The organism is Nocardioides sp. S5 (genome assembly GCF_017310035.1).
Taxonomy (GTDB): Bacteria; Actinomycetota; Actinomycetes; order Propionibacteriales; family Nocardioidaceae; genus Nocardioides.
On sequence record NZ_CP022296.1, the window covers coordinates 3,814,240 to 3,839,902 of the forward strand.

General features: G+C 72.6%; 26 protein-coding genes. 12 read left to right on the plus strand and 14 right to left on the minus strand.

All coding sequences use genetic code 11. From position 1 onward, the window contains the following. Window positions 1-72: 72 nt before the first annotated feature. The 4 genes from CFI00_RS18850 to CFI00_RS18865 are packed head-to-tail and all read left to right on the plus strand — an operon-like array spanning window position 73 to window position 5,682. Window positions 73-2,088 carry a beta-galactosidase gene (locus tag CFI00_RS18850; protein WP_207082518.1) on the plus strand — a complete coding sequence of 672 codons (2,016 nt, stop codon included), beginning with the start codon at window positions 73-75 and terminating at the stop codon, window positions 2,086-2,088. Next, window positions 2,088-2,903 carry a DeoR/GlpR family DNA-binding transcription regulator gene (locus CFI00_RS18855; RefSeq protein ID WP_207082519.1) on the plus strand — a complete coding sequence of 272 codons (816 nt, stop codon included), beginning with the start codon at window positions 2,088-2,090 and terminating at the stop codon, window positions 2,901-2,903. The genes CFI00_RS18850 and CFI00_RS18855 overlap by 1 nt, the downstream gene beginning before the upstream one ends. Continuing rightward, a complete protein-coding gene (locus tag CFI00_RS18860; protein ID WP_207082520.1) occupies window positions 2,900-5,026 on the plus strand; it encodes an alpha-galactosidase in 2,127 nt (708 codons plus the stop codon). The genes CFI00_RS18855 and CFI00_RS18860 overlap by 4 nt, the downstream gene beginning before the upstream one ends. Before the next feature lie 35 nt (window positions 5,027-5,061). Next, on the plus strand, window positions 5,062-5,682 hold the full coding sequence (locus CFI00_RS18865; RefSeq protein ID WP_207082521.1) for a class I SAM-dependent methyltransferase: 621 nt from the start codon (window positions 5,062-5,064) through the stop codon (window positions 5,680-5,682). On the opposite strand, the gene CFI00_RS18870 is transcribed toward CFI00_RS18865, so the two are convergent. Together CFI00_RS18870 and mca are read right to left on the minus strand one after the other, a co-directional pair. After that, on the minus strand, window positions 5,679-5,912 hold the full coding sequence (locus CFI00_RS18870) for a hypothetical protein (protein ID WP_207082522.1): 234 nt from the start codon (window positions 5,910-5,912) through the stop codon (window positions 5,679-5,681). The two genes, CFI00_RS18865 and CFI00_RS18870, sit on opposite strands and share 4 nt — an antisense overlap. A 23-nt stretch (window positions 5,913-5,935) precedes the next feature. Further along, a complete protein-coding gene (gene mca / locus CFI00_RS18875; protein ID WP_207082523.1) occupies window positions 5,936-6,835 on the minus strand; it encodes a mycothiol conjugate amidase Mca in 900 nt (299 codons plus the stop codon). 38 nt (window positions 6,836-6,873) lie between these two features. Here mca and CFI00_RS18880 point away from each other — a divergent pair, with 38 nt between their 5' ends. Next, window positions 6,874-7,263: a DUF4307 domain-containing protein gene (locus CFI00_RS18880; RefSeq protein WP_207082524.1), complete on the plus strand. Its 390-nt coding sequence runs from the start codon at window positions 6,874-6,876 to the stop codon at window positions 7,261-7,263. Window positions 7,264-7,438: 175 nt separating this feature from the next. Further along, window positions 7,439-7,930 (plus strand): transcription elongation factor GreA, encoded by a 492-nt coding sequence (gene greA, locus CFI00_RS18885; RefSeq protein ID WP_207082525.1) that lies wholly within the window; start codon window positions 7,439-7,441, stop codon window positions 7,928-7,930. Between the two features lie 163 nt (window positions 7,931-8,093). On the opposite strand, the gene ilvA is transcribed toward greA, so the two are convergent. The 6 genes from ilvA to CFI00_RS18915 form a co-directional block, all read right to left on the minus strand. Beyond that, entirely contained in the window at window positions 8,094-9,302 is a 1,209-nt protein-coding gene (gene ilvA, locus CFI00_RS18890) for a threonine ammonia-lyase (protein ID WP_207082526.1), read from the minus strand. Then, window positions 9,299-10,696 (minus strand): AI-2E family transporter, encoded by a 1,398-nt coding sequence (locus tag CFI00_RS18895; protein WP_242532502.1) that lies wholly within the window; start codon window positions 10,694-10,696, stop codon window positions 9,299-9,301. The genes ilvA and CFI00_RS18895 overlap by 4 nt, the downstream gene beginning before the upstream one ends. A gap of 5 nt (window positions 10,697-10,701) precedes the next feature. Next, window positions 10,702-12,114 carry a glutamate mutase L gene (locus tag CFI00_RS18900; protein ID WP_207082528.1) on the minus strand — a complete coding sequence of 471 codons (1,413 nt, stop codon included), beginning with the start codon at window positions 12,112-12,114 and terminating at the stop codon, window positions 10,702-10,704. After that, complete coding sequence (locus tag CFI00_RS18905) at window positions 12,111-12,434, minus strand: DUF202 domain-containing protein (protein ID WP_207082529.1); 324 nt, start codon at window positions 12,432-12,434, stop codon at window positions 12,111-12,113. Before CFI00_RS18905 ends, CFI00_RS18900 begins: the two co-directional genes overlap by 4 nt. Window positions 12,435-12,439: 5 nt before the next feature. Further along, complete coding sequence (locus CFI00_RS18910; RefSeq protein ID WP_207082530.1) at window positions 12,440-13,600, minus strand: cystathionine gamma-synthase; 1,161 nt, start codon at window positions 13,598-13,600, stop codon at window positions 12,440-12,442. A gap of 98 nt (window positions 13,601-13,698) precedes the next feature. After that, the gene (locus CFI00_RS18915; protein ID WP_207082531.1) at window positions 13,699-14,475 is read right to left on the minus strand and encodes a hypothetical protein; all 777 of its coding nucleotides are present in this window, start codon (window positions 14,473-14,475) and stop codon (window positions 13,699-13,701) included. Window positions 14,476-14,627: 152 nt separating this feature from the next. Here CFI00_RS18915 and msrA point away from each other — a divergent pair, with 152 nt between their 5' ends. Both msrA and CFI00_RS18925 read left to right on the plus strand, forming a co-directional pair. Further along, on the plus strand, window positions 14,628-15,278 hold the full coding sequence (gene msrA, locus CFI00_RS18920) for a peptide-methionine (S)-S-oxide reductase MsrA (RefSeq protein WP_207082532.1): 651 nt from the start codon (window positions 14,628-14,630) through the stop codon (window positions 15,276-15,278). A 79-nt stretch (window positions 15,279-15,357) separates the two neighbouring features. Further along, complete coding sequence (locus CFI00_RS18925; protein ID WP_207082533.1) at window positions 15,358-15,699, plus strand: YciI family protein; 342 nt, start codon at window positions 15,358-15,360, stop codon at window positions 15,697-15,699. A gap of 15 nt (window positions 15,700-15,714) precedes the next feature. Here CFI00_RS18925 and CFI00_RS18930 read toward each other — a convergent pair whose 3' ends face one another. Further along, window positions 15,715-16,263, minus strand: a complete 549-nt coding sequence (locus CFI00_RS18930; protein ID WP_207082534.1) for a hypothetical protein — start codon at window positions 16,261-16,263, stop codon at window positions 15,715-15,717. Window positions 16,264-16,407: 144 nt separating this feature from the next. Between CFI00_RS18930 and CFI00_RS18935 the strand changes: the two genes are divergently transcribed. Beyond that, window positions 16,408-17,136, plus strand: coding sequence for a CDP-alcohol phosphatidyltransferase family protein (locus CFI00_RS18935; RefSeq protein ID WP_242532503.1), 729 nt, complete (start codon window positions 16,408-16,410; stop codon window positions 17,134-17,136). On the opposite strand, the gene CFI00_RS18940 is transcribed toward CFI00_RS18935, so the two are convergent. Further along, window positions 17,137-17,421, minus strand: a complete 285-nt coding sequence (locus CFI00_RS18940) for a DUF1905 domain-containing protein (RefSeq protein WP_207082535.1) — start codon at window positions 17,419-17,421, stop codon at window positions 17,137-17,139. 134 nt (window positions 17,422-17,555) lie between these two features. Next, window positions 17,556-19,028, minus strand: a complete 1,473-nt coding sequence (locus CFI00_RS18945) for a S8 family serine peptidase (protein WP_242532504.1) — start codon at window positions 19,026-19,028, stop codon at window positions 17,556-17,558. Between the two features lie 105 nt (window positions 19,029-19,133). On the opposite strand from CFI00_RS18945, the gene CFI00_RS18950 reads away from it, so the two are divergent. Then, window positions 19,134-20,483, plus strand: a complete 1,350-nt coding sequence (locus CFI00_RS18950) for an AarF/ABC1/UbiB kinase family protein (protein ID WP_207082536.1) — start codon at window positions 19,134-19,136, stop codon at window positions 20,481-20,483. Between the two features lie 210 nt (window positions 20,484-20,693). Then, complete coding sequence (locus CFI00_RS18955; RefSeq protein ID WP_207082537.1) at window positions 20,694-21,110, plus strand: nuclear transport factor 2 family protein; 417 nt, start codon at window positions 20,694-20,696, stop codon at window positions 21,108-21,110. Here CFI00_RS18955 and CFI00_RS18960 read toward each other — a convergent pair. From CFI00_RS18960 to CFI00_RS18970, 3 genes are read right to left on the minus strand one after another with little or no spacing between them, the layout of a single operon-like run. Next, window positions 21,107-23,101, minus strand: a complete 1,995-nt coding sequence (locus CFI00_RS18960) for a VWA domain-containing protein (protein ID WP_207082538.1) — start codon at window positions 23,099-23,101, stop codon at window positions 21,107-21,109. The two genes, CFI00_RS18955 and CFI00_RS18960, sit on opposite strands and share 4 nt — an antisense overlap. Beyond that, window positions 23,098-23,634, minus strand: coding sequence for a GNAT family N-acetyltransferase (locus tag CFI00_RS18965; RefSeq protein ID WP_207082539.1), 537 nt, complete (start codon window positions 23,632-23,634; stop codon window positions 23,098-23,100). Before CFI00_RS18965 ends, CFI00_RS18960 begins: the two co-directional genes overlap by 4 nt. Then, window positions 23,627-25,051, minus strand: coding sequence for a sigma 54-interacting transcriptional regulator (locus tag CFI00_RS18970; protein WP_207085617.1), 1,425 nt, complete (start codon window positions 25,049-25,051; stop codon window positions 23,627-23,629). Before CFI00_RS18970 ends, CFI00_RS18965 begins: the two co-directional genes overlap by 8 nt. A gap of 159 nt (window positions 25,052-25,210) precedes the next feature. On the opposite strand from CFI00_RS18970, the gene CFI00_RS18975 reads away from it, so the two are divergent. After that, a complete protein-coding gene (locus tag CFI00_RS18975) occupies window positions 25,211-25,654 on the plus strand; it encodes a pyridoxamine 5'-phosphate oxidase family protein (RefSeq protein ID WP_207082540.1) in 444 nt (147 codons plus the stop codon). Window positions 25,655-25,663: the final 9 nt, after the last annotated feature.

Here is a 25,663-nt window from a genome sequence, read left to right on the forward strand (position 1 = left end):
TTCCAACATTTCCGAACCTTTTTGGGCGATCAGACGTTGACTTTCGCGTGTGAGGGTCGACACAGTGCTGCCATGCCGACTTCCCTGCCCCCCTTGGCCTTCGGCGGCGACTACAACCCCGAGCAGTGGTCCCGCGACGCCCACGTCGAGGACCGCGACCTCATGCGCGAGGCCGGGGTCGACCTGGTCACCCTCGGCGTCTTCTCGTGGGCGTGGCTCCAGCCCACCGCCGACACGTGGGACTTCGCGTGGCTGGACGCGCAGATGGACGAGCTGCACGCCGCGGGCATCCGTGTCGACCTCGCCACCGCCACCGCCTCCCCGCCGCCGTGGCTGACGCACCGCCACCCGGAGATGCTGCCGGTGACCCAGGACGGGCGCACGCTGTCCCCGGGCGGCCGCCAGGCCTTCTGCCCCAGCTCGCCGGTCTACCGCGAGCACGCCCTCGCGCTCTGCACCGCGCTCGCCGAGCGCTACAGGGACCACCCGGCCCTCGCGCTGTGGCACGTGTCCAACGAGATCGGCTGCCACAACGCGCGGTGCTACTGCGACGTGAGCGCGGCGGCGTTCCGCACCTGGCTGCGCGCCCGCTACGACGACGACGTGGCGCGCCTCAACGACGCGTGGGGCACGGCGTTCTGGTCGCAGCGCTACGACGACTTCGAGCAGGTGCTCCCCCCGCGGGTGGCCCCCACGCACGCCAACCCCACCCAGCAGCTGGACTTCCTGCGCTTCTCCTCCGACCAGCTCCTCGACAACTTCGTCGTCGAGCGCGACGTGCTGCACCGCCTGTCCCCCGGCGTCCCGGTGACGACGAACTTCATGGTGATGCGCCAGACGATGGAGATGGACTACCTGCGCTGGGGCCGCGAGCTCGACGTGGTCTCCAACGACCACTACGTGATCGCCGCGGAGGGCGACGCGCACCGCGAGCTCGCCTTCAGCGCCGACCTCACCAGGGGCACCGCGGACGGCAGGCCGTGGCTGCTCATGGAGCACTCCACCAGCGCGGTCAACTGGCAGCCGCGCAACCGCGCGAAGAAGCCCGGCGAGATGATCCGCAACAGCCTCTCCCACGTCGCCCACGGCGCGGACGCGGTGCTGTTCTTCCAGTGGCGCGCCTCGCGCGCCGGGGCCGAGAAGTTCCACTCCGGGCTGCTCCCCCACGCCGGCACCGACACCCGCCAGTGGCGCGAGGTGGTCGAGCTCTCGCGCGTCCTCGACGCGGTCGAGGACGTCACCGGCAGCACTTCGCGCAACGAGGCCGCGATCCTGTTCGACTACGAGGCGTGGTGGGGCTGCGAGCTCGACTCCCATCCCAGCGTCGACGTGCGCTACCGAGACCGCGCCGAGGACCTGCACCGGGCGCTGTCGGCCGCGGGCGTGGGCGTCGACGTGGTCCACCCCAGCGCCGACCTGTCGGCGTACCGCCTCGTCGTGGTGCCCACCCTCTACCTCGTCAGCGACGAGACCGTCGCGTCGATCGAGGCGGCCGCGGAGTCGGGGGCGACCGTGGTCGTGACCTACTTCAGCGGCATCGTCGACGAGCATGACCACATCCGCCTCGGCGGCTACCCGGGCGCGTTCCGCGACCTGCTCGGCGTGCGCACGACCGAGTTCCTGCCGCTGCTGACCGGCGAGTCGGTGCACGTCGAGGGACTCGGCGACACGGTCGGCGCCGACACCTGGACCGAGGACCTCGAGCTCGCCGGCGCCGAGGCCGTGGCGACGTACGCCGACGGGCCCGCCGCCGGGCTGCCGGCGATCACCCGCCGCGAGGCGGGCAGCGGGACCGCGTGGTACGTCGCGACCCGCCTCGACCCGGCCGGCACCGACCGCCTCGTCGAGCGTCTGGTCGCCGAGACGGGCCTGGAGCAGCTGCCGGGCGCCGCCGTCGACGTCGAGGTGACGCGACGCGTCGGCGACGACGCGAGCTGGCTGTTCGTGATCAACCACGGCGATGCCGAGGCCCCGGTGCCGGTCCACGGCCAGGAGCTGGTGACGGGGCGGGCGGTCGAGGGCGACCTCGTCGTGCCCGCCGGAGGAGTCGCGGTGGTGCGCGAGCCCGCCGGGGACCAGGGGGCCTGATGCTCGCCGCCCAGCGCCGGGGCCGCATCCTCACCGAGCTCAGCCGCGACGGGACGGTGCGCGTCACCGACCTCGTCGAGCTGCTGGGCGTCTCCGACATGACGGTGCGGCGCGACCTCGTGGCGCTGCACCGCGACGGCCTCCTGGAGAAGGTGCACGGCGGCGCGCTGGCGGTGGCCGAGCCCTCGTCGTCCGAGCCGGGCTTCGCCGCCAAGTCGGTGCAGCGCCGGCGGGAGAAGGAGGCCATCGCCGCCGCGGCGGCCGAGCTGGTCCACACCGGCATGGCGATCGCCGTCTCCGCCGGCACCACCACCCACGCCCTCACCGAGCACATCGCCCGCATCCCCCACCTCACCGTGGTCACCAACTCGGTGTGGGTGGCCGACGTGCTGCACCGCACGGGCGAGGCGACCACGTCGGTGCTGCTCACCGGCGGCCTCCGCACGCCGTCGGACGCGCTCGTGGGGCCGGTGGCGGTGTCGTCGCTGCGCAGCCTGCACGTCGACGCCTTCTTCATGGGCGTGCACGGCATGGACGTGCGCGCCGGCTTCAGCACCCCCAACCTGCTCGAGTCGGAGACCAACCGCGCGATGATCGAGCGCTCGCGCCGCCTCATCGTCTGCGCCGACTCCAGCAAGTGGGGCGTGGTCGGGCTGAGCAGCATGGCCGCGCTGTCCGAGGCCGCGGTGCTGGTCACCGACTCCGGCCTCTCCGCACAGGCCAGCGGAGCCCTCGCCGACCACGTCGGCGAGCTGGTCGTGGTCGACCCGGTCGACGATGACGACGACACGTTCGAGGAGGAGCACGACGCATGAGCCGCGATCCCGTCCACCTGACCCGCGGCGGCGTCAGCGTCGTCCTGGCGCGCGACGACGCCGGCATCCCCTCCGTCGTCCACTGGGGCGCCGCCCTCGGTGACCTCGACGGCCGAGCCCTCACCGCGCTGACCGCGGCCCGCCGCCCCGGCGTCTCGCGCTCGTCGTACGACGTCCCGCGCCGCACCGGCGTGGTGCCCGACGTGACGCGCGGGTTCTCCGGCACGCCCGCGCTGTCGGGCCACCGGGTCGGTGGCAGTGCGCGCGCCGCCGCCCCGAGTCTCGTGGACTGGGAGGTCCTCGTCGGCGACGCCGCCATCACCGCCACGTCGGAGGACGACGAGGCCGGCTGGTCGGTGACGCTCCAGCTAGGGCTCGACGACGCCGGGCTGCTCCACGCCCGCACCTCCGTCACCAACACCGCCGACGGCGACCTCCACCTCGCCTCGGCCCTCACCGCGCTGCCCGTCGCCGCGCACGCCACCGAGCTGCTCGACCTCACGGGTCGCTGGTGCAAGGAGCGCACCCCCCAGCGGCACCGCTGGGTGCAGGGCACCCACCGCCGCGATGCCCGCCACGGCCGCACCGGCCACGACGCCACCCTGCTGATGGTCGCCGGGACGCCCGGCTTCACCTTCGGCTCGGGCGAGGTCTGGGCGGTGCACACCGCGTGGAGCGGCAACCACACCCACTACGCCGAGCGCGCGCCCGAGGGCGACTGCCTCGTCGGCGGTGGCGAGCTGCTCGAGCCGGGCGAGGTGGTGCTGGCGCCGGGTGAGACCTACCGCTCGCCGTGGCTGCTGGGCTCCTGGTCGGGTGCCGGTCTCGACACGATGAGCCACCGCCTCCACGCCCACCTGCGCGCGGTGACGCCGCGGGCGCGCACCGAGCGCCCCGTCATCGCCAACTCGTGGGAGGCGGTCTACTTCGACCACTCCCTCGAGCGGATCGCCGAGCTGGCCGACGCCGCGGCCGGGGTCGGGGTCGAGCGCTTCGTGCTGGACGACGGCTGGTTCCTCGGCCGCCGCGACGACACCGCAGGCCTCGGCGACTGGCAGGTCGACGCAGAGGTCTGGCCCCACGGCCTGGCGCCGCTGGTGGAGCACGTCACCGGGCGCGGCATGGAGTTCGGCCTGTGGGTCGAGCCGGAGATGGTCAACCTCGACTCCGAGACCGCTCGGCGGCACCCCGAGCGGGTGCTGCGCGGACGGTCGGAGGTGCCACCGTCGTGGCGCCAGCAGCAGGTGCTCGACCTCCAGGACGAGGCGGCGTACGACGACCTGCGCGACGCCCTGCTCGCCCTGCTCGACGACCTCGACATCGCCTACCTCAAGTGGGACCACAACCGCGACCTCACCGACGTCACGCACGCCGGCCGTCCGGCGGTGCACGGGCAGACGCTCGCCGCCTACCGGCTCCTCGACGAGCTGCGCGACGCGCACCCGGAGCTGGAGATCGAGTCGTGCTCCTCCGGCGGCGGTCGCGTCGACGCCGAGGTGCTCACCCGCACCGACCGGATCTGGCCCAGCGACACCATCGACCCGCTCGAGCGCCAGCACCTCCAGCGCTGGACCTCGCTGCTGGTGCCGCCGGAGCTGATGGGCTCGCACGTGGGTGGACCGACCTCGCACACCACCGGGCGCACCCACGCACTGCGCTACCGCGCGGCGACGGCGCTGCTCCACTCCTTCGGCATCGAGTGGGACATGTCCCGCCTCGACGAGGCGACGCTCGCCGAGCTGGCCGAATGGATCGACCTGCACAAGCAGGTCCGACCGCTCATCGGCACCGGCTCCCTGGTGCACCCCGACCACCCGGACCCCGCCGTGCTGGTGACGGGCGTGGTGGCCGCGGACCGATCGGAGGCGTGGTACGTCGTCGCGACGGTCGCGGCGACCGAGACCCAGCACCCGGCGCCGCTGCTGCTCACCGGGCTCGACCCCGACCGCACCTACCGGCTCTCCGAGGAGCTGCCGCCCACGCCGGGCGGCGCGGACCTCAGCGGGACCTGGGCGGCGCGCGGTGCGGAGCTCGGCGGGCGCGTGCTGGCCACTGTGGGCGTCGCGCTCCCCGTCCTCGACCCCGAGGAGGCGCGGGTGCTGCGTCTGGTGGCCGTCGCCTGAGCCGAGGTCCCGCGGACCGGCCTAGGCTGTCGGACATGGACGCCGACGCCTGGGACCAGCGCTACTCCGCCAGCGAGCTGGTCTGGTCGCGCGAGCCCAACCAGTTCGTCGCCACCGAGCTCGCCGACCTGCCGCCCGGCACGGCGGTCGACCTCGCCGCCGGCGAGGGGCGCAACGCCATCTGGCTCGCCTCGCGCGGCTGGTCGGCGACCGCCGTCGACTTCTCGCAGGTGGCGCTCGACAAGGGGGCCCGGCTCGCCGACGGCCTCGACGTCACGTGGGTCCGCGCCGACGCCACGACGTGGCAGCCGCCCGCACCCGTCGACCTCGTCGTGATGGCCTACTTCCAGGTGCCGGCCGACGACCGTCGCCGCGCGGTGCGCGGTGCCGCGACGATGCTGGCGCCGGGCGGCACCCTGCTGCTGGTGGCGCACGACTCGACCAACCTCGCCGAGGGCACCGGTGGCCCGCAGGACCCGGCGGTGCTGATGAGCGCCGAGGACGTGCTGGCCGACCTCGAGGGGATCGAGGTCGAGGTGGTGCGCGCGGAGCGGGTGGCGCGGGAGGTCAGCGCGGCCGACGAGCACGGCGGCACCGAGCGGCGTACGGCCTGGGACTGCCTGGTGCGGGTGGTCCGGGCCCCCGAGCAGGCCTAACGGTCCTCGGAGTCGCTCGGGGTGGCGGAGCGGTCGACCGGCTCGTCACCGAACATCCCGGCGTCCTTGTTGGCCTGCGCCCTGCGCAGCTGCCGGACGAGGAAGAAGCCGATCGCCACCACGGCGAGGATCATGAAGATCCAGATCGCGAAGGCCAGCGGGCCGGCCTTGACCTCGGTGGGCTCGGGCGTCGGGTCGTCCACCAGCAGGATGAGCATCAGGTCGAGCATGGCTCCAGTCTCCCACCGACCGCCTAGGGCGCGGGCGTCGGGATGCCGGCGAACAGGTCGTCCTCCGGCAGGGCGCTCTCGACCTGGGAGTGCACGAGCTCGTAGTCCTCGGTCGGCCAGACCTTCTGCTGGATCTCACGCGGGATCGCGAACCACATGCCGTCGGGGTCGATCTGGGTGGCGTGGGCCAGCAGCGCCTGGTCGCGGACGCCGAAGAAGTCACCGCACGGCACCCGGGTGGTGATGCGGTCGTCCCACTCGGGCTCGCGCTCCCAGCTGGCCAGGCGCTCGGTGTAGGGCGACTCGAGGTCGTGGGCGAGCATCGCCTCGTGCAGGGCGTTGGTCTTCGCCCAGCTCCAGCCGTGGTGGTAGTAGAGCTTCAGCGGCTGCCACGGCTCCCCCGCGTCGGGGAACCGCTCGGGGGCCCCGGCCGCGTGGTAGGCGGCGACGGAGACCTCGTGGCAGCGGATGTGGTCGGGGTGCGGGTAGCCACCGCGCTCGTCGTACGTCGTCAGCACGTGGGGGCGGAAGTCGCGGATCAGCCGCACCAGGCGCTCGGTGGCCTGCTCGAGCGGGACGAGCGCGAAGCAGCCCTCCGGCAGCGGGGGCCTGGGGTCGCCCTCGGGCCAGCCGGAGTCGACGAAGCCGAGCCAGTCCTGGCGGATGCCGAGGATGTCGCGGGCGCGGTGCATCTCCTCGCGCCGGATCTCGGTGATGTTCTCCCACACCTCGGGGCGGTCCATCTTGGCGTTGAGCACCGACCCGCGCTCGCCGCCGGTGCAGGTGGCGACGTGGACGTCGACGCCCTCGGCGACGTACTTCGCCGTCGACGCGGCGCCCTTGCTCGACTCGTCGTCGGGGTGGGCGTGGACGTGCATCAGCCGGAGCCCGGTGCGGGGCTTTGCGGCAGGGGGTTGGGCCATGGGCGTGAGTCTAGGAGGCGCCGCTTAGGCTTGGACGCGTGACCACCGACCTCGCCGACCGCTACGGCGCTCCCGCCCGGTGGCGGCGACCGGTGACCATCACCCTCGCGGTGGCCCTCGCCGTGGTCGGCCTCGGCTGGCTCGGCTGGACGGCCTGGTTCCACAGCACCCCGGCGGCGACGTCCGAGCTGGTGACGTTCGAAGTCACCAGCGACTACGAGGTGGCCGCCCGCCTCGACGTGCAGCTCGACGACGGCGTCGACGCCAGCTGCCGCCTGCGGGCGCTGGCGGAGGACAAGACGGCCGTCGGCGAGCTCGAGTTCTCCCCCGTCGCAGGCGTCAACGAGGTGGTCATCCGCACCGAGCGGCGGGCCACGAGCGTGGAGAAGCTCGGCTGCACCGCACCCGGCCAGCCGCGCCCGCGCTGACGTCGGCCTGCGCTTTCGCGCCCGACTTGCTAACCTGATCGTTCTGCCCGTCCGGGTGCGCTGGCCGATCTCAGTCGCCGCGCCGACTCCGATCGGACGGATGACACCAACCGACCCGGTGCGGGGCCGCTGAGGCACACCCGCACGTGGTCCGACGCGAAGCAGGAGCAACGACATGACCGACCAGGGCACCATCTGGCTGACCCAGGAGGCCTACGACAAGCTGCAGGCCGAGCTCGACGACCTCAAGGGCCCCAAGCGCCAGGAGATCATCGAGAAGATCGCCGCCGCGCGCGACGAGGGCGACCTGAAGGAGAACAGCGGCTACCACGCCGCCAAGGACGACCAGGGCAAGCAGGAGGCCCGGATCCGCCAGCTCGAGGACATGCTGCGGCGTGCCGAGGTGGGCGAGACGCCTCCCGACGACGGTGTCGTCGAGCCCGGCATGGTCGTCACCGTCGACTTCGGTGGCGGCGACACCGAGAAGTTCCTCCTCGGCGCCCGCGAGAACCTCTCCGAGGGCGACACCCTCGACGTCTACTCGCCCGAGTCGGCGATGGGCGCCGCGATCAACGGCAAGTCCAAGGGCGACAAGGTGTCCTACACCGCGCCCACCGGCAAGGAGCTGAGCGTGACGATCGTCGACGCGGAGCCCTACAAGGCCTGAGCGTCACCGCTGCCGCCACTCCTCGGAGCGGTGAGTGAGACAGGTTCTGGAACCACAGAACCTGCAACACTCACCGCTCCACGGCATTTGGGCGTACGAGCGGTGTGTGCGGCAGGTTCCGACCGCTTGACGTCACCCGCGCAGAACCTGCGTCACTCACCGCTCAGTCGGCGAGGCGGTAGCCCCGCTCGCGCAGCCGGGACTTCAGGTGCTCGGCGTGCGCCTCGCCGCGGGTCTCGAGCTGGATCCGCACCTCGACCTCGTTGAGGGTCAGCGACGGGGAGATCCGCTCGTGGGCGACCTCGAGCACGTTGGCGCCCTCGGCGCCGACCTCGGCGAGCAGGGATGCGAGCCCGCCGGGGAGGTCGGGGATGCACACGCGGAGGTAGAGGTAGCGACCCGCGGCGGCGAGGCCGTGCCGGATCACCTTGCTCAGCAGCAGCGGGTCGATGTTGCCGCCCGACAGCACCGCGACGGCCGGCGTCTCGAAACCGGTCGGGTTGTCCAGCAGCGCCGCGACGGCGGCCGCGCCGGCAGGCTCGACCACCTGCTTGGCGCGCTCGATGAGGGCGAGGAGCGCGCGGGAGAGCGACTCCTCGGAGACCGTCACGACCTCGTCGACGTGGTCGCGCACGGCCGCGAAGGTGATGTCGCCGGGGCGACCGACCGCGATGCCGTCGGCCATCGTCTGCATCGACTCCAACGCCACCGGCTCCCCCGCGGCGAGCGAGCCGGGGTAGGCGGCGGCACCCTCGGCCTGGACCCCCACCACGCGTACGTCGGGTCGCAGCGCCTTGATCGCGATCGCGACCCCGGCCAGCAGCCCGCCGCCGCCGGTCGGCACCAGCACGGTGCGTACGTCGGGCGCCTGCTCGAGCACCTCGAGGCCGAGCGTGCCCTGGCCGGCGACGATGTCGACGTGGTCGAAGGGGTGGATCAGCACCGCCCCGGTCTCCTCGGCGAAGGCGCGCGCCGCGGCGAGCGAGTCCTCGAGGTAGCGGCCGTGGAAGACGACGTCGGCGCCGTAGCCGCGGGTCGCCTTCTCCTTGGGGATGGGCGCCCCCTCCGGCATGAAGACGGTGGAGGGGATGCCGAGCGTGGTCGCGGCGAGGGCGACGCCCTGCGCGTGGTTGCCCGCGGAGGCCGCCACCACGCCGTGCGCGCGCTCGTCGGCGGAGAGTCCGGCGATGCGGACGTAGGCGCCGCGCGACTTGAAGGACCCGGTGCGCTGGAGGTTCTCGCACTTCAGCGACACCCGGCCGCCGACGAGCGCGGAGAGCCAGCGCGACTCCTCCATCGGCGTGGTGACGGTGACGCCCTCGAGGAGCTCACGCGCGGCCACGATGTCGGCCAGGGTCACCTGCTCGGTCATGACGGGTCCTTGTGCGGCTGGAGGTCGGGCTGGAGGTCGGGGTGGTTGTCGCGCTCGGCGGACTCCCCGACCGGGCTGTCGTTGTCTGGCACCGCGTCGGGTGGGATCCCGTCGGTGGCGAGGTCGTCCAGGAGCGCCTCGTCGGCTTCGTCGCCGACGCCGGTGTAGGTCGCGAGGTGCTGCGCGACGGCGTTGGCGGCCGCGGCGAGGGGTACGGCGATGAGCGCGCCCGCGATGCCGGCCACCAGCACGCCGCAGCCGATCGCCACGATCACCCCCAGCGGGTGGAGGGAGACGAAGCGACCCATCAGGAAGGGCTGGAGGATGTGGCCCTCGATCTGCTGGACGACGATGACGCCGATCAGCATGAAGAGCGCGGTCAGCGGGCCCTGGTCGACGAGCGCGACGAGGATCGCGACACTGCCGGCGATGGTCGCGCCGATCATCGGGACGAAGGCGCCGAGGAAGACCAGCACGCCGATGGCGACCACGAAGGGCACGTCGAGGAACCAGGCGACGGCCATGATGCCGATCGCGTCGGCCATCGCCACCAGCACCGTCGCGCGGACGAACTGCGTGAGCGAGACCCACGCCACCCGGCCCGAGGCGTCGACGCGCTCGCGGGCGGCGCGGGGTGCCAGCCGCACGATCCACGACCAGATGCGGTCGCCGTCGGCGAGGAAGAAGTAGGTGGAGAACAGCACGATGAAGAACCCGGCCACCACGTGCCCGACCGCGGTGCCCACCTCGGTGACGCGGGTGACGACGCCGTCGGTGCCGGTGCTGTCGGTGACGGCGCTCTGGATCTCCTTGATGTAGCCGTCGAGCTGGGACTCGGAGACGTCGAGCGGTCCGCTGCGCAGCCAGTCGCGCACCTGGTCGAGGCCGGTGACGACCGAGTCGGCGAGGTCGCTGGCGCCCTGGGCGACCTGCTGGCCGACGAAGGTGAGCAGGAGCGCGACGGTGCCGATGCCCAGGACCATCACGATCCCGGCCGAGGGCCCGCGCGGCAGGCCGATGCGGCGCAGTGCGCTGACCACGGGCACCGCGAGGGCGGCGATGAGCAGCGAGATCGCGAGCGGCAGCGTGATGACGGCGAAGTAGCGCATCGTCCACAGCAGCCCGAGGGTGGCGACCACGATGACGATGAGGCGCCACGACCAGGCGGCGGCGAGGTCGAGGCCCCACGGCACCTGGGCGCGGCTGAAGTTGGAGGGGCCGGTCGTGAAGGCCGGCTCGCTGCGGCGCTCGGCGCGGGCCTGGACCCACTGCGCGACGATCCGCTCGGTCAGGCCGTCCTCGTCGTCACCGCGGCCCAGGGCGGCGAAGAGCCGACGGCGCCGCGACTCGTCGCTCTCCTCGGTCCCGTCGCGTCCGGACGGCTGGTCGCTCACGCCGCTCACGGTAGGCGATCCCCCGCCGTGGCGAGGCGGCGCACCAGCCGGTGCGCCGCGAGGGGGTGCTGCTCGGCGAGCAGCCCGGCGGCGGCCAGCACGTAGTCGCGGTCGACGACGACCTCCGGGTCGCGCGGGAGCTGCCAGCCGCCCTCGAAGGCGTCGCCGGTCGCGGGCAGCAGCACGCGGCGTACGGCGTCAGGGCCGCCGTGGCGCAGCACGCCACCGGAGCCGACCAGCAGGTCGACCTCGCGCAGGTCCTTGCCGCTGCGCTCGACGACGCGGCCCTCGGGGCTCACCACGACCTTGCTGCGTCCGGCGTGGCGCTCCAGCGCGATCCGCACCGCAGCGGCCGCGATCTCGAGGTCGGCGTCGCGCTCGTGGGCGTCGGCGGGGAGGAGGTCGGGCTGCTCGCGGCGGCGTACGGCGGCGACGTGCAGGTCGTCGCGGCCCGCGGCCTCCACCGTCGAGATCGCCGACCAGCGCATCCCGAGGTCCCCCTCGACGGTGCGGGTCACGGGCGTCGTCGCGACCACCTCGCGGGCGAGCCGGCTCTCCTCCGGGTCGAGCTCGACCACGCTGTGCACGTCTGTCGTGGCGCCGCCGACGTCGACGACGACCACGTCGCCCGCACCGGGGTGCTCGTCGTCGAGCCCGCGCGCGAGCAGCTCGACGCCGGTGAGCACGACGTCCGGGGTGGCACCGCGCACCAGGTCGGTGAAGGCACGGCCGCGGGAGTCGGTGCGGCTGCTGAGGTGCTTGCCGCCGATGACGTGGCTGAGGAAGATCTCGCGGATCGCACGCCGGGCACTGTCGGGGGCGAGCACACCGATGCGCGGGACGACGTTGTCGGCGAGGACGTACGGCGTCTGCGACTCCGCGAGCAGCTCGGCGACCAGCGGCTGGGAGTCGACGTTGCCGGCCACCACCACCGGCCCCGCCCACGGGGCCGCGGAGAGGAAGGCCGCATCGCCCTCGAGCACCTCGGCGTTGCCGCCGTCGGTGCCGCCGACGAGCAGGACGACGTCGGGCTCGGCCTGCCGGAGCGCGACGAGCTTGTCGGCGTCGAGGCCCCCATGGAGCACCAGCACCACCTTGCCGCCGCTGGACAGCGCGACGCGGCGCCCGGCCTCGGCGGTCACGAGCTCCTCGTTGCCGACGACCGCGATGCGCAGCCCGCCGCCGGCGCTGGAGCAGGCCAGCACGTCGGACTCGGGGGCGCGGGGGTCCTGCTCGGTGAGTGCGCGCATGCAGGCGTCGTACCCGTCGAGCACGTCGCCATCCCCCGCCGCGTCCGGGAGGGTGGTCGGGTGGCTGGCCGACGCGAGCAGGTCGCCGGTCGCCAGGTCGACCAGGGCGGCCTTGGTGAAGGTCGAACCGAAGTCGACGCAGACCACGGACGTCGCTGCGGTGCTCACACCACCACCGAGATGCCGGCGGCCACGACGACGACCAGGACGGCGAGGGCCATCAGGTGGACCGTGGTGCCGGCGGGCAGGTCGTGGCCGGCACGGATCGCGCGGTCCGCCTGCCGGAAGCGCAGCCAGCCCCCGGCGGCCGCCACGGCCGCGGAGGCGAGGAGCAGCAGGCCCAGCAGGCGCTGCGACCACGACGGCTCGAGCAGGTGGAAGACCGCCAGGGAGGCGGCGACCAGGCCGACGGCGGTGCGCTCGTAGGCCAGGAAGGTCCGCTCGTTGGCGAGCGAGAAACGGATGTCGGGCTCGACGGGAGTGGCCACCGGGCTCAGCCCAGCGACCGGTCGAGGTCGGCGACGAGGTCCTCGATGCTCTCGATGCCGACGCTGAGCCGGATGAGGTCGGCCGGGACCTCGAGGTCCGTGCCGGCCACGCTGGCGTGGGTCATCCGCCCGGGGTGCTCGATGAGCGACTCGACGCCGCCGAGCGACTCGCCGAGGGTGAAGACCTCCGCGCGCTCGCAGACCGCGAGGGCCTGCTGCTCGCCGCCGGCGACGCGGAAGGAGATCATCCCGCCGAAGCGCTTCATCTGGCGCGCGGCGACGTCGTGGCCCGGGTGGGCGGCGAGGCCGGGGTAGATGACCTCGGTGACCCGAGGGTCGCCGTCGAGGAACTCCACGACCCGCTCCGCGTTGTCGCAGTGGCGGTCCATGCGGACGCCGAGCGTCTTGAGGCCCCGGTGGGTGAGGAAGGCGTCGAAGGGCCCGGCCACCGCGCCCATGGCGTTCTGGTGGAAGCCGATCTTCTCGGCGAGGTCGAGGTCACGGACCACGACCGCGCCGCCCACCACGTCGCTGTGCCCGCCGACGTACTTGGTGGTGGAGTGGACCACCACGTCGGCGCCGAGCGTCAGCGGCTGCTGGAGGTAGGGCGAGGCGAAGGTGTTGTCGACGACCAGCAGCGCACCGGCGTCGTGGGCCGCCGCCGCCAGCGCCTCGATGTCGCCGATGGTGAGCATCGGGTTGGTGGGCGTCTCGACCCACACCAGCTTCGTGCGTCCGGGCTCGATCGCCGCGGCGACGGCATCGGTGTCGGCAACGGGCGCGGGGGTGTGGGCGGTGCCCCAGAGCCTCGCGACCTTGTCGAAGAGGCGGAACGTGCCGCCGTAGGCGTCGTCCGGGATCACGACATGGTCGCCGGGAGCGGTGAGCGCCCGGATGATGGCGTCCTCGGCGGCGAGGCCGGAGGCGAAGGCGAACCCCTTCTCGCCGTCCTCGACGGCCGCGAGCGCCCCCTCGAGCGCCGTACGCGTGGGGTTGGCCGAGCGGCTGTACTCGTAGCCGCCGCGGAGGCCGCCGACACCGTCCTGCTTGTAGGTGCTGCTGGCGTAGATGGGCGGGTTGACCGCCCCGGTCATCGCGTCGGGCTCGTAGCCGGCGTGGATCGCACGCGTCTCGAACCCGGACTTGTTGGCATGTTCCTGGCTCACACCGCGAGCGTAGACCCCGCGGGCCCCGCTGCGGACAGCGGAACGGCCGCCGTGCCCCCCGGCGCGGCGGCCGTTTGCCGGCCGAGCGAGGTCCGTCCCTACTCGACGCTGGCGGGTGACCCCCGGTCCGGCGTGGTGAGCGAGCCGCCGTCGGGCCGTGTGGTCGAGACACCGGCCGCGCCGCCGGGGTTGAGTGCCCAGCTGCCGTAGGCCTGGGCACGACCAGCCGCGGCCGAGACGGCGTACATCGTCAGACCCCACGGGTCGGCGGTGCCGGTCGCGCCGAGAACGCAGTTCGCGCCAGCTCCCTTGCACGTGTAGTAGCCGCTCACGTTCTGCTTGCCAGCGACGAAGATGCACAGGTTGCCCGGCAAGGCACCCGGCGTGGCAGCGTTGCCCGAGCAACCGGCGGGCACCACCCCGGTGTCGATCACGTGGACAGTTGGCGCGACCTTCAGCTGGACCGGAAAGGCGATGTCCGCCGTGGCGTACGCGCCCGCCCCCGGTACATAGGAATGGGCAAGGAAGGAACCGCGGTAGGTGGTCGGGACGGGAACGTACTTCGCGTCGGTCTCGGCCTTGGTGTACGACGACCCGGCGCCGGCGTACTTCGCGTCGCTCTCGGCCTTGGTGTAGCCCGAGCCGGCGGTCTCGTAGGACCCCTTCGGCTGGTACTTCGCGTTGCTCTGCGCCTTGGTGTAGTAGCGCTTGTCCGCGAGGGGCTTGAGGTTCTTCTTCCAGATCTTCTTCCAGCTGGTGGCCACTGCGCTGCTGACCTGGGCACCGGCGGGCGTGACGGCCATCAGGCCTCCACCGACCAGGACCCCGACCAGGAGGGCGACGAGGGCCCTCCGCGCCGATCGACGAGACGACATGGGCGTTCCTTTCCACGAGACGAGCTGTTGGGACCACCGTCCTCCTGCCCGTCGCCCCGCGCATCGGTGGCAGTACGACGACTAGACCGCGTAATTTCACCGATGCCCGCGCCTCGTCGCGGAGGACTTGTCCGCCGAGGGAGGATGGGGCCATGTTCGGATTCGGCAAGCCCAGCACCCTGCCCACCCCCGACCAGGCCCTGCCGGGTCGCGCGGAGTCGATGTGGAGCCTCGGGGAGCACGTCGTCCTGCACACGCCGGTGGTCACCGACGAGGCGCCCGCCGGCCACGAGGTCGCGATCCTCGGCCTCGGCTGCTTCTGGGGCGCGGAGGAGATCTATTGGCAGCTGCCCGGCGTGTGGTCCACGTCGGTCGGCTACGCCGGCGGCAGCACGCCGCACCCGACCTACGAGGAGGTGTGCAGCGGCCGCACCGGCCACACCGAGGCGATCCGTGTGGTCTTCGACCCGACGGTCGTGTCCTACGCCGACCTGCTCAAGAAGTTCTTCGAGATCCACGACCCGACCCAGGGCATGCGCCAGGGCAACGACGTCGGCACCCAGTACCGCTCCGCGATCTACTGGACGACCCCCGAGCAGGAGCAGACCGCCCGCGAGCTGACCAAGGTGTACGGCGAGGAGCTCGCACGCCGCGGCCTCGGCGAGATCACCACGGAGATCCGCCCGTCGAGCCAGACGCCGTACTTCTACGCCGAGGACGCCCACCAGCAGTACCTGGCCAAGAACCCCTTCGGCTACCGCTGCCACGCCAACACGGGAGTGAAGTTCCCCGAGACCGCCTGACCGGGCTGTCGATCTCCGGGGTCCTCGTCCGTCACAGTGGTGACAGGCCGCACGCGGCGGCCCCGACGGAGGAGGTCCCATGACCCGGTACGCCATCTACTTCCACCAGCAGTGGGTCGGGGACCACGACGAGGAGTGGTTCCGGAGCCGGGTCGAGCCGTCCACGGCCGTGGTCCGCGAGATGGAGGAGGCAGGCGTCCTCGTCTTCGCGGGCGGGCTCGTGGAGGACATGGACCACGCCTTCAGCGCCGACGGGACCAGCGGGACGATGGTCGTCACCGACGGGCCCTACACCGAGACGACCGAGCAGCTCGGCGGGATCACGGTCATCGAGGTCCCCGACGTCGACACCGCGAAGATGTGGGCGGCCCGGGTCGCCGAGGGGTGCGGGTGGCCTCAGGAGGTCCGGGTCGTCATGTGACGACCCGGACCACGCTCACCGCGCGACCCACTCGGTGAAGCTGCGCGGCTCGCCGAGCCAGTCGCGTCGCGTGTTGCTGCCGTCGGGGCGCGAGCCCGCGACCTTCACCGCGACGCGGACCTCGTCGGGCGAGCCGAGCGCCGCGCGGGAGATCCGCATCCGCACCTGCTCGCGGTCGTAGTCGATCCGCATCGCGTACGACCCCTCGACGGGTTCGCCCCACGAGGCGTTGGAGAAGCCGTCGACCTCGACCAGCTGGTAGTCCGTGCCGACGAAGTAGCCGCCGGCGAAGACGTGCTCCGGGCCGGGGTCGGCGGGGTCGGTGTCGAGGTAGACCGCGCCGGACGAGCCGGAGCGGAAGGACTCGCGCAGGTCGGTGTGGGTCGTCGTGACGACGATGTTGCGGGCCTTGTGCTCGACCTGCACCGACCGGAGGTCGGCGCCGTGGGCGAGGTCCTTCGGGTCCTTGACGCCGATGCTGTCGGCGCTGGCCGGGGCGAGCTGGGTCAGGGCGAGGGTGGCGGCGAGCGCCAGGGTGGCGGAGCCGAGGATGGTGGTGCGCATGGTGCTTGTTCCGTTCTCACAGGTGCCCCCGCGAGCCGGGGTGCACAGTGAGGACGCGTCCACGCCGCCGGAGGTTGCCTCTGATCCTTCGTCCGCCTGACATGATCCGGTTGCGCAGCAGGACCCGTCCGACCGAGGAGTCGCGTGCCCGCCCCATCGCCGTACCGTCACACCGTCGCCGCCTGGCTGGTCCACGCCTACACGGCCTCCGGGGTCGTCCTGGCCTTCCTGATGTTCGTCGCCGTCATGGAGGGCGACACCGTCCGCGCGCTCTGGCTGTTCCTCGTCGCGATGGTCGTCGACGGCACCGACGGCATGCTCGCGCGCTGGGTGCAGGTCAAGCGGTACGTCCCGTCGTTCGACGGCGCGCTCCTGGACAACATCGTCGACTACATCACCTACGCCTTCATGCCGATGCTCCTGCTGTGGAGCGCGGGCTACCTCGGCGACGGGACCTCGGCGACCGTGCTCGCGGCGATCCCGCTGCTCGCCTCGGCCTACCAGTTCTGCCGGGTCGACGCGAAGACCGAGGACCACCTGTTCCTCGGCTTCCCCAGCTACTGGAACATCGCCGCGTTCTACGTCGTGGTGCTCGACCTCCGGCCCGCCACCGTCGCCGTCGTGCTGCTGGTGTGCGCGGTGCTCGTCTTCGTGCCCGTCGGCTACGTCTACCCCTCGCGCACCACGATGCTGCAGAGGACGACGCTCGCGCTGACCTGCCTGTGGCTGGCGAGCTACGCCGTGCTCCTGGTCCAGCTCCCCGACCCCAGTCCCGTGTGGCTGGCGATCTCGGTGGCCTACGTCGTCTACTACGTCGCGCTCAGCCTCCACCTGACGACGCGTCGCAGCCGCGCTGTCCCCGCAGGCACCTGACTACCTGCCGACGGAGAGGCGTACGTCGACCACGTCGCCGAGGCCGACACCCTCGGCACGGCGTACGGCGTCCTTCACGGGGAGGAACCACGTCTCCTCGCGGGGGAACATCGACGTGGTGAACCCGGTGTCCCCGATGCGGGCGCGCACTGGCACCACGCCCCAGTAGACGACCTCGGCCTTCACCTCGTCGACGAGGTCGGCCGCGTCCAGCGGCAGGCGTACGAAGTGGAAGGGCGCGGGTCCGCGCCACTCGACCACCTCGCCGCTGAACTCGATCTCCATGTCCGCCTCCCGGTGCCACTCAACCAAATGGCAGACGCGGGCGGGAGTCCGAGAACTCCCGCCCGCAGGTCCACCGCGCCCCTGTTGCGCAGTGTCCCTCCCCCTGGAGAGGGTCTGTGGTCAGCCCCGGTGGGTCACCCGAGGGCTGCGACGGCGGCCACGACATCGACCAGGCCGTAGCCCTTGTCGTACGACGTGGTGCCGAGCGGGCCGGCCTCGTAGGCCGCGCCGTCGGCGTACTTGTGCGCCGAGACCTTCAGCGCCTGCTCGATCTCGGCCGGCGTCGCGGACGGGTCGGCCTGGAACAGCTGGGCGACGATGCCCGCGATGTGCGGGGCTGCCATCGAGGTGCCGCTGATGGTGTTGAACGTGCCGAGGTCGAGCGCGCCCGGACCGTTGCGGAAGTCGAGGCCGGTCGAGCAGATGGCGAGGTAGAGCCGGCACGAGGAGGTGATGTTCTCCCCCGGCGCCGAGATGTCCGGCCAGGTGGAGGCGTCGGACGACAGGCCGCGCGAGCTGTACTCGGAGACGACGCCCTCGCGGGTGCCGGTGTCCTGGTCGTAGTAGGAGGCGACCGAGAGGATGCCGCCGGTCGGGTCCTGGCCGGGCGGGTTGGTCAGGCTGGTCGAGCCGTCGCCGCCGTCGTTGCCTGCCGCCCAGACGGTCACGACGCCCTCGGCCGCCAGCGCACGCTGGAGCTTCACGGTCGCGGACTCCGGGTCGAACTCCCCGCCGCCGGTGGGGCCGTACGAGTTGTTGGTGACCTTGATGGGCGGGCAGGTCGTCGCGGGGACGCCGGCGCCGCACGGCGCCTCGTGGTTCTCCAGGACCCAGTTGAGGGCGGAGTCGGCGCCGAGGATGACGATGCCCGCGCCGGTGGAGACGGACACCAGCTTGGCGCCGGGTGCGGCGCCCTGGAGCTTGCCGCCGTCGGTCAGCGTGGTCGGCCGGCCGGCGACGATGCCGCTGACGTGGGTGCCGTGGCCGCCGACGGAGAGGGTGTCGGTGTCGATGACGTTGGGGAGCCGCTGGACCGAGCAGGTCTCGGTCAGGGGCTCGCACAGCGCCTTGAGGTTGGCGACGACGGCGCTCGAGCCGTCGGCCTCCCGGAAGTAGGGGTGGGTCGGGTCGACGCCGGAGTCGATCACCGCGACGCTGACGCCCCTGCCGGTCAGGGCGGTGCCGTCGGCGCCGGTCAGCGTGGTGGCCGCCTCGGCGCCGCGGGTGGCGGTGTTGGAGGTCTCCTGGAAGAACTCGATCGGCTGTGCCCCGCCCTCGACGTACGTCACGCCGGGTGCGCTGCGCACGGCCTGGACCTGGCTCTTGGTCGCATTGGCGATGACCACGCCGATCGACGCGAACTCGCCCTTCTTCGCCATGCCCGCGGCCACGACGGCGTCGCGTGCCGCGGTGAGCGAGGTGCCGTGCACCATCACGGTCGTCCGGCCGGACAGGGTCGTCAGCTGGCGGGCGAGGAAGTCGGACACGTTGGCCGGGGTCGTCGTCGCGCCGGCCGGGTCGGCTGCCGAGGCGGTGCCGCCGACGGCGAAGGTCGCCGAGGCGGCGAGGACGCTCGCCGCGCAGGCGAGGAGGGGCTTGTGACGCACGGGGTCCTCCCGAGGTTGGAGTGTGGTTGCTCCGACAACGAGGCACCGTGGCCCGGGTCACGGCGTACGGCCGCACGGGTTTGGCGCACCGACGACAATGGGCCCATGACCGAGCTCCCCCGCAAGGCCGCCGCGCGCACCGCCCGGCTCGCAGCCCTCCCACTGGGCTACGCCGGACGACAGGCCATGGGCTTCGGCAAGCGGCTGGGCGGCAGGTCCGCGGAGTCGGTGCTCACCGAGGTGCAGCAGCGCACGGCCGAGCAGCTCTTCCGCACGCTGGGCGAGCTCAAGGGCGGGGCGATGAAGTTCGGCCAGGCGCTGAGCGTCCTCGAGGCCGCGCTGCCGGAGGACGTCGCTGCCCCCTACCGCGAGCACCTCACTGCGCTGCAGGACTCCGCCCCGCCGATGCCGACCGCGACCGTGCGCCAGCAGCTCGCCACCCACCTCGGCGCCGACTGGGCCGAGCGCCTCGTGTGGCTCGACGGCGCGCCCACGGCCGCCGCTTCCATCGGCCAGGTCCACCGCGGCCGGTGGCTCGACCACACGACGGGCGAGGAGCGCGAGGTCGCGGTCAAGGTGCAGTACCCCGGCGCCGGCGAGGCGTTGATGAGCGACCTGCGCCAGATCTCGAGGCTGGCCCGCGGGGTCGCCCCCGTCTTCCCCGGGCTCGACATCAAGCCGCTCGTGGCCGAGCTGCAGGCGCGCGCGGCCGACGAGCTCGACTACCACCTCGAGGCGGAGGCGCAGTCGGCGTACGCCGAGGCGTTCGAGGGGCACCCGGACATCTCCGTCCCGCCGGTGGTCGCCGTCGGTGGCGAGGTGCTGGTGACCGAGTGGATGGACTCCGCCCACTCGCTCGCCCACGTCATCCGGGAGGGGACGCAGGAGGAGCGCGACCACTACGGCGAGCTGTTCGTGCGGTTCCTCTTCGAGGGCCCCCGGCTCACCGGGATGCTCCACGCTGACCCGCACCCCGGCAACTTCCGGATCCTGCCCGGTCCCGACGGCGGCCTCGGGCGGCTGGGCGTGCTCGACTTCGGCGCCGTGGCCCGCCTCGAGGACGGCGGCATGCCACCGGCCACAGGTCGGCTCATGCGGATCGCGCTCGACGCCGACGAGGAGTCGCTCGTGGCCGGGCTGCGCGCCGAGGGCTTCATCAAGGACCGCATCGAGGTCGACGCACGCCAGGTGATGGACTACCTCGCGCCCTTCGTCGAACCGGCCGCGCAGGAGCGCTTCACCTTCACGAGGGAGTGGATGCGCGAGCAGTTCGAGCGGGTCAACGACCCCCGCTCGGAGGAGTTCACGCTCGCGATGAAGCTCAACCTCCCCACGTCCTACCTCCTCATCCACCGGACCTGGATCGGCGCCATCGGACTGCTCAGCCAGCTGGGGGCGACCGCGCCCTTCCGCGAGATCCTCGAGGAGTCGCTGCCGGGGTTCGGGACCGACTGACCCCGGTAGTCCACCGGGAAGTGGTCGTCCCGAGGCTCGGCCGACGACCACTCCCGGTGGACTACTCGCCGTCGGGCGGCGGGGTCCCGCTGTCGGGTTCCCCGGCTACCCGGGGAACCCGACCGCTGTGCGGTCACCGTGGTGCGGGAGGCGCACCACGGTGACCGCGCAGTGCCCGACGCCGGGCCCCGACGATGGCACGATGGCGCCATGGACACAGCCACCCCGGCCGAGCAGGCCCTGGCCCGCTGGCACGCCGTCGTCGAGACCCGCGACCCGGCCGGCCTGCCGGGCCTGATCGCCGAGGACGCGGTCTTCCGCAGCCCGGCGGTCCACACCCCGCAGGTCGGGCGCGACACCGTCGTCGGCTACCTCACCGCCGCCTTCACCGTCCTCGGCCCGGAGCTGACCTACGAGCGCGAGTGGCTGGGCGAGGACTCGGCGGTGCTGCAGTTCCGCACCGAGGTCGGCGGCCTCGACGTCTCCGGCATCGACATGATCACGTGGGACGCCGACGGGCAGATCGTCGACTTCACCGTGATGGTGCGCCCCGCCAAGGCGCTCCAGGCCGTGATCGAGCACATGGGCGCCGAGCTGCTGCGGATGCTCGAGGCCGCGGGTCGCTAGACCCAGAACCCGCGCCCGCCGCCCCAGTCGCCGAAGTGGTCGCGGTACGACGACGCAGGCCCGCGCGAGCCGAGGTAGGACCCGACGACCGCGGCACCGAGGTCGTCGAGCTCGGGGCTCACCATCCGACCGCCGACCCGACGCGCCATCGAGTCGATGAAGCGGGCCAGACCGGGGTCCTCGCCCAGGCGGAAGAAGGTCACCTGCGCCCCCAGCCGGGAGGCCGCATCGAGCTCGCGCACCGCGTGGGAGATCGTCAGCGGGTGCGGCGGGTAGGAGAACCACACCTCGCCGTCGGCCTCGAGGTGGGCGGTGGGCTCGCCGTCGGTGACGACCAGCAGCACGGGCTGGGCGTTGGGGTGCTTGCGGAAGAAGCGGTTGGCCAGCAGCAGCCCGTGGTGGAGGTTGGTGCCCTTGTCCCAGCGCGCGTCGAGACCGGTCAGCTCCTCGATCTCCATCACCTGGGCGTGGCGACCGAAGGCGATCAGCTGGAGGTCGTCGCCGCGGAAGCGGGAGCGTACGAGCTGGTGCAGGGCGAGCGCGGTGCGCTTCATCGGCACCCAGCGCCCGTCCATCGCCATCGAGAAGGACGTGTCGACCAGGAGGGCGACGGCCGCCTGGGTGCGCGCCTCGGTCTCGACGACCTCGATGTCGTCGACCTGGATCCGCACCGGCGAGCTGCCGTGCTGCCGCAGCACCGCGTTGGTGATGGTGCGCGGCACGTCCCACGGCTCGGTGTCCCCGAACTCCCACCGCCGGCTCGCGCCGGACGGCTCGCCGGCGAGCCCGGTCGTACGCGTCTCGCGGGCGCCGGAGCGTCCGCTCATCCGCTCCGCCACGTCGCGCAGCAGCGCCTTGCCGAGCTGGCGCATCGCGCGCGGCGACAGGCGCAGCTCACCGTCGGAACCGCGCTTGAGGTAGCCGCTGTCGCGCAGCGCCCGCTCGAGGTCCTGCAGGGTCCTGGCCGACACGGCCGCGTCGGCGCCGAGCTGCTGGGCGAGCGCGTCGAGGTCGACGTCGTCGAGCCGCGCGCCGCGGTGCGACTGGGCGAGCTGGTCGGCCAGCGCGTCGAGCTGGGCGAGGTCCTGGAGCGCACCGGTCCCGTCGCCGAGGCCCATCCCCTGGTCACCCTCGAAGCTCTCCGAGCCCGACCAGTCCTCACCGGGCCGGAGCGCCTGGAGGTTGGCGTCCATGCGCGCGAGCTGCTCCATCAGCTGTGGCGAGCCGAAGGCCTGCTGCGAGAGCTCCATGAGCTCCTGACGCTGCTCGGGCGTCATCGAGTTCATCATCCGCTGGGCGGCGGCCGCGCGCTGAGCGAGGGAGTCGAGCAGCTCGTCCATGTCACGGGGATTCTCGGGAAAGAAGTCCCCGTGCTTGTCCATGAAGTCACCGAACTCCTCGTCGGTGACGCCCCCTGCGGCGTGCTTCTCGAGCAGGTCGTTGAGGTCGGACAGCATCTCGTTGACGGCGGCGCGGTCCTCGTCGGTCGCGCCCTCGAGGGCCTGCTTCATGCCGGCGAAGCGCTGGTCCAGCAGCTCACGGCCGAGCAGGTCCTTGATCTCTCCGTACGCCTCACGCGCCTGCGAGGACTGCCAGTCGTACGACGCCAGCTCGCTCACCGCGGCCGCCGTCGACGGCGACAGGTTGTCGAGCACCACCTCGCGGAAGGCCCGGTCGCCGTCGTCCATCGTGGTGTCGCGGGCGAGCTGCCCGCGCTCGGCCAGCACCGCCTTGTCGAGCAGCTCGCGCACCTCGCGCATGGTCCCGTCGAGGTTGTTGCGCTGGAGGATCTCGCGTCGCTTCTCCGCCACCCGCCGGGCGAGCTCGTCGAGGCCCGCCTGGTCGCTGCTGCCGCGGCGCAGGAACTCGCGCATCGCGTGCTCGGGCGAGTAGCCGGCCATCACGTCCTGGCCGATCGCGTCCAGCGCCTCGGCGAGGTCGACGGGCGGGGCGAGCGGGTCGCCGCCGTCGTACTTCGTGAACCGGCTCATCGGTCGGTCCGCTCCAGGCTCTTGCGGAGCCAGACGTCGTCGGGCCAGCGGCCGTCGCTGACCCGCTCGACCTCGACGAAGCCGCGGGCGAGGTAGAAGTCGTACGCCTGGTCGTTGCCGTCGACGACCTCGAGCCACAGCTCGTCGCCCTCGACGAGCGCCTCGACTTCGGCGAGCAGGCGGCTGCCGATGCCCAGACCCTGGTGGTCGGGGTGGACGTAGAGCTTCCACATCACCTCGCGGTCGCCGGTCACGTGCGGGAACTCGCGGTACGAACGAGCGAGGCGGCCGAGGTTGGCCAGCGCGACGACCTCGCCGTCGCGCTCGGCGACGAGGTGGGTGTTGCGCTCCAGGGACTTCTCGAAGACCTCGGGGATCCACCACTCGTCGAGCATCCGCTGGGCGTACGCCGCGTCGATGGGGCCGTAGGTCACCGGCACCACCGCCTCGCCGAGCGCGCGGAAGGCCGGGATGTCCGCGACCGTGCCGGCGCGCAGGCGGACCGCGGGCCCAGCCGTGGCGGACTCAGCCATAGACGGTCTCCCCGGCCTCGGTGTCCTTGCCGATCCTGCGGGCGAGGTAGAGCCCCTCGAGCGCGAGCTCCAGGGCGGCCGCACGCTCGCCGTCGTTGGTGGCACCGAGCCGGTCGCACACCTCGTCGTAGAGCTCGGACTCCCCCAGCACCGGCAGGCCGGCGAGGAAGTCGCGGGCGCCGACCCTGGCGCCCGTGCTGACCATCGCGCCGGCCTCGATGGCGTCGACGAGCAGGCGCAGGTCGATGCCGGCGAGGTGTGCGCGGACGGTCTCCGCGACCGCGGTGCGCAGCAGGTGGGTGAGGATCTCGGTCTCGCGACCTTCCTCGCCGGTCTCGAACTCGATCTTGCCGCCGAGCACGTCGACCGCGGTCTCGAGATCGACCACGCGGGCCACCGCCTCGTCCTCGCCCTGGGTGGTCGCGCGGTGCAGCGCCGCCGCCGCGATGGTCTCCGCGCCGGCGATCGCGAACCGGGCGCTGACGCCGGAGCGTTGGTCGACGGCCTGCGACTCGCGCAGCTTGCGGGTGAAGCGGGCCAGCACCTCGAGCAGGTAGGCCGGGACCTCGGCGACGAGCTCGGCCTCCTGCCGCACGACGGCGATCTCCTCCTCGATCTCGCGCGGGTAGTGCGTGCGGATCTCGGCGCCGAAGCGGTCCTTGAGCGGGGTGATGATGCGGCCGCGGTTGGTGTAGTCCTCCGGGTTGGCGCTGGCCACCACGAGCACGTCGAGCGGCAGCCGCAGGACGTAGCCGCGGATCTGGATGTCGCGCTCCTCCATCACGTTGAGCATCGCGACCTGGATCCGCTCGGCGAGGTCGGGCAGCTCGTTGATGGCGACGATGCCGCGGTGGCTGCGCGGGATGAGGCCGAAGTGGATGGTCTCCGGGTCGCCGAGGTGGCGCCCCTCCGCGACCTTCATCGGGTCGACGTCGCCGATCAGGTCGGCGACCGAGGTGTCCGGCGTCGCCAGCTTCTCGGCGTACCTCTCGTCGCGGTGGCGCCACGAGACGCGCAGGTCGTCGCCGTAGGTCGCCACGGCCTGCTGCGACGTCACCGAGATCGGGTCGTAGGGGTGCTCGCCGAGCTCGGACCCGGAGATGACCGGGCTCCACTCGTCGAGCAGACCGACCAGCGAGCGCAGCAGCCGGGTCTTGCCCTGGCCGCGCTCACCGAGGAGCACGATGTCGTGGCCGGCGAGCAGCGCGCGCTCGACCTGCGGGATCACCGAGTCGGCGAAGCCGTGCAGCCCCGGCCACGGGTCCTCGCCGGCCCGCAGGCGCGCGAGGAGGTTGTCGCGGATCTCCTGGCGCAGCGGCTTCAGCTGGTGGCCGCTCGCGCGGAGCTCGCCGAGGGTGCTGGCTGCGGGGGGCTGCGTCTGGTGGCTCTGCGTCTGATCACTCTGGGTCTGCTGCAGGTCGGTCACGTCCTCCACGCTAGACCGGCGGGTCAACGTCGAGCGCGCTCGAAGCAGGCAGCACCACGACGGACTCCGGCCCCTGCCCCCTCGGGACCTTCGACCCTGCCCGCTGTCCCCTGTTCGGGCGAGGCTGGAGGTCCAGCTGAAGGAGGCCCGATGACCACCACGACCCACGACCTTTCCCGGGAGGACTGTGCGCGTCTGCTCACCGCCGGCGTCGCCGGCCGGGTGGCCATGGTCACGCCCACAGGTCCGCACATCGTCCCGGTGAACTACGCCGTCGACGGCGAGTCGATCCTGCTGCGCACCAGCGCGTACAGCCTGCTCGGGACCTACGGCCGCGACGCGTTGCTGTGCTTCGAGGTCGACCAGTTCGACTACGAGCTCAAGCGCGGCTGGAGCGTCGTGGTGCGCGGTCGGGCCTCGTTCGTCGACGACCAGGACGAGCTCGCGGAGATCGCCCGCACGTGGCAGCCGCGGCCGTGGGCGGCGGGCCAGCGCCACCTCGTCGTACGCATCCCGTGGACCGAGATCACCGGTCGCCAGCTCGGCGGTGGCTGGGACCCGTGGGAGCACCTGCCCGTGCGGCGTTTCGCCTGACGACTGACA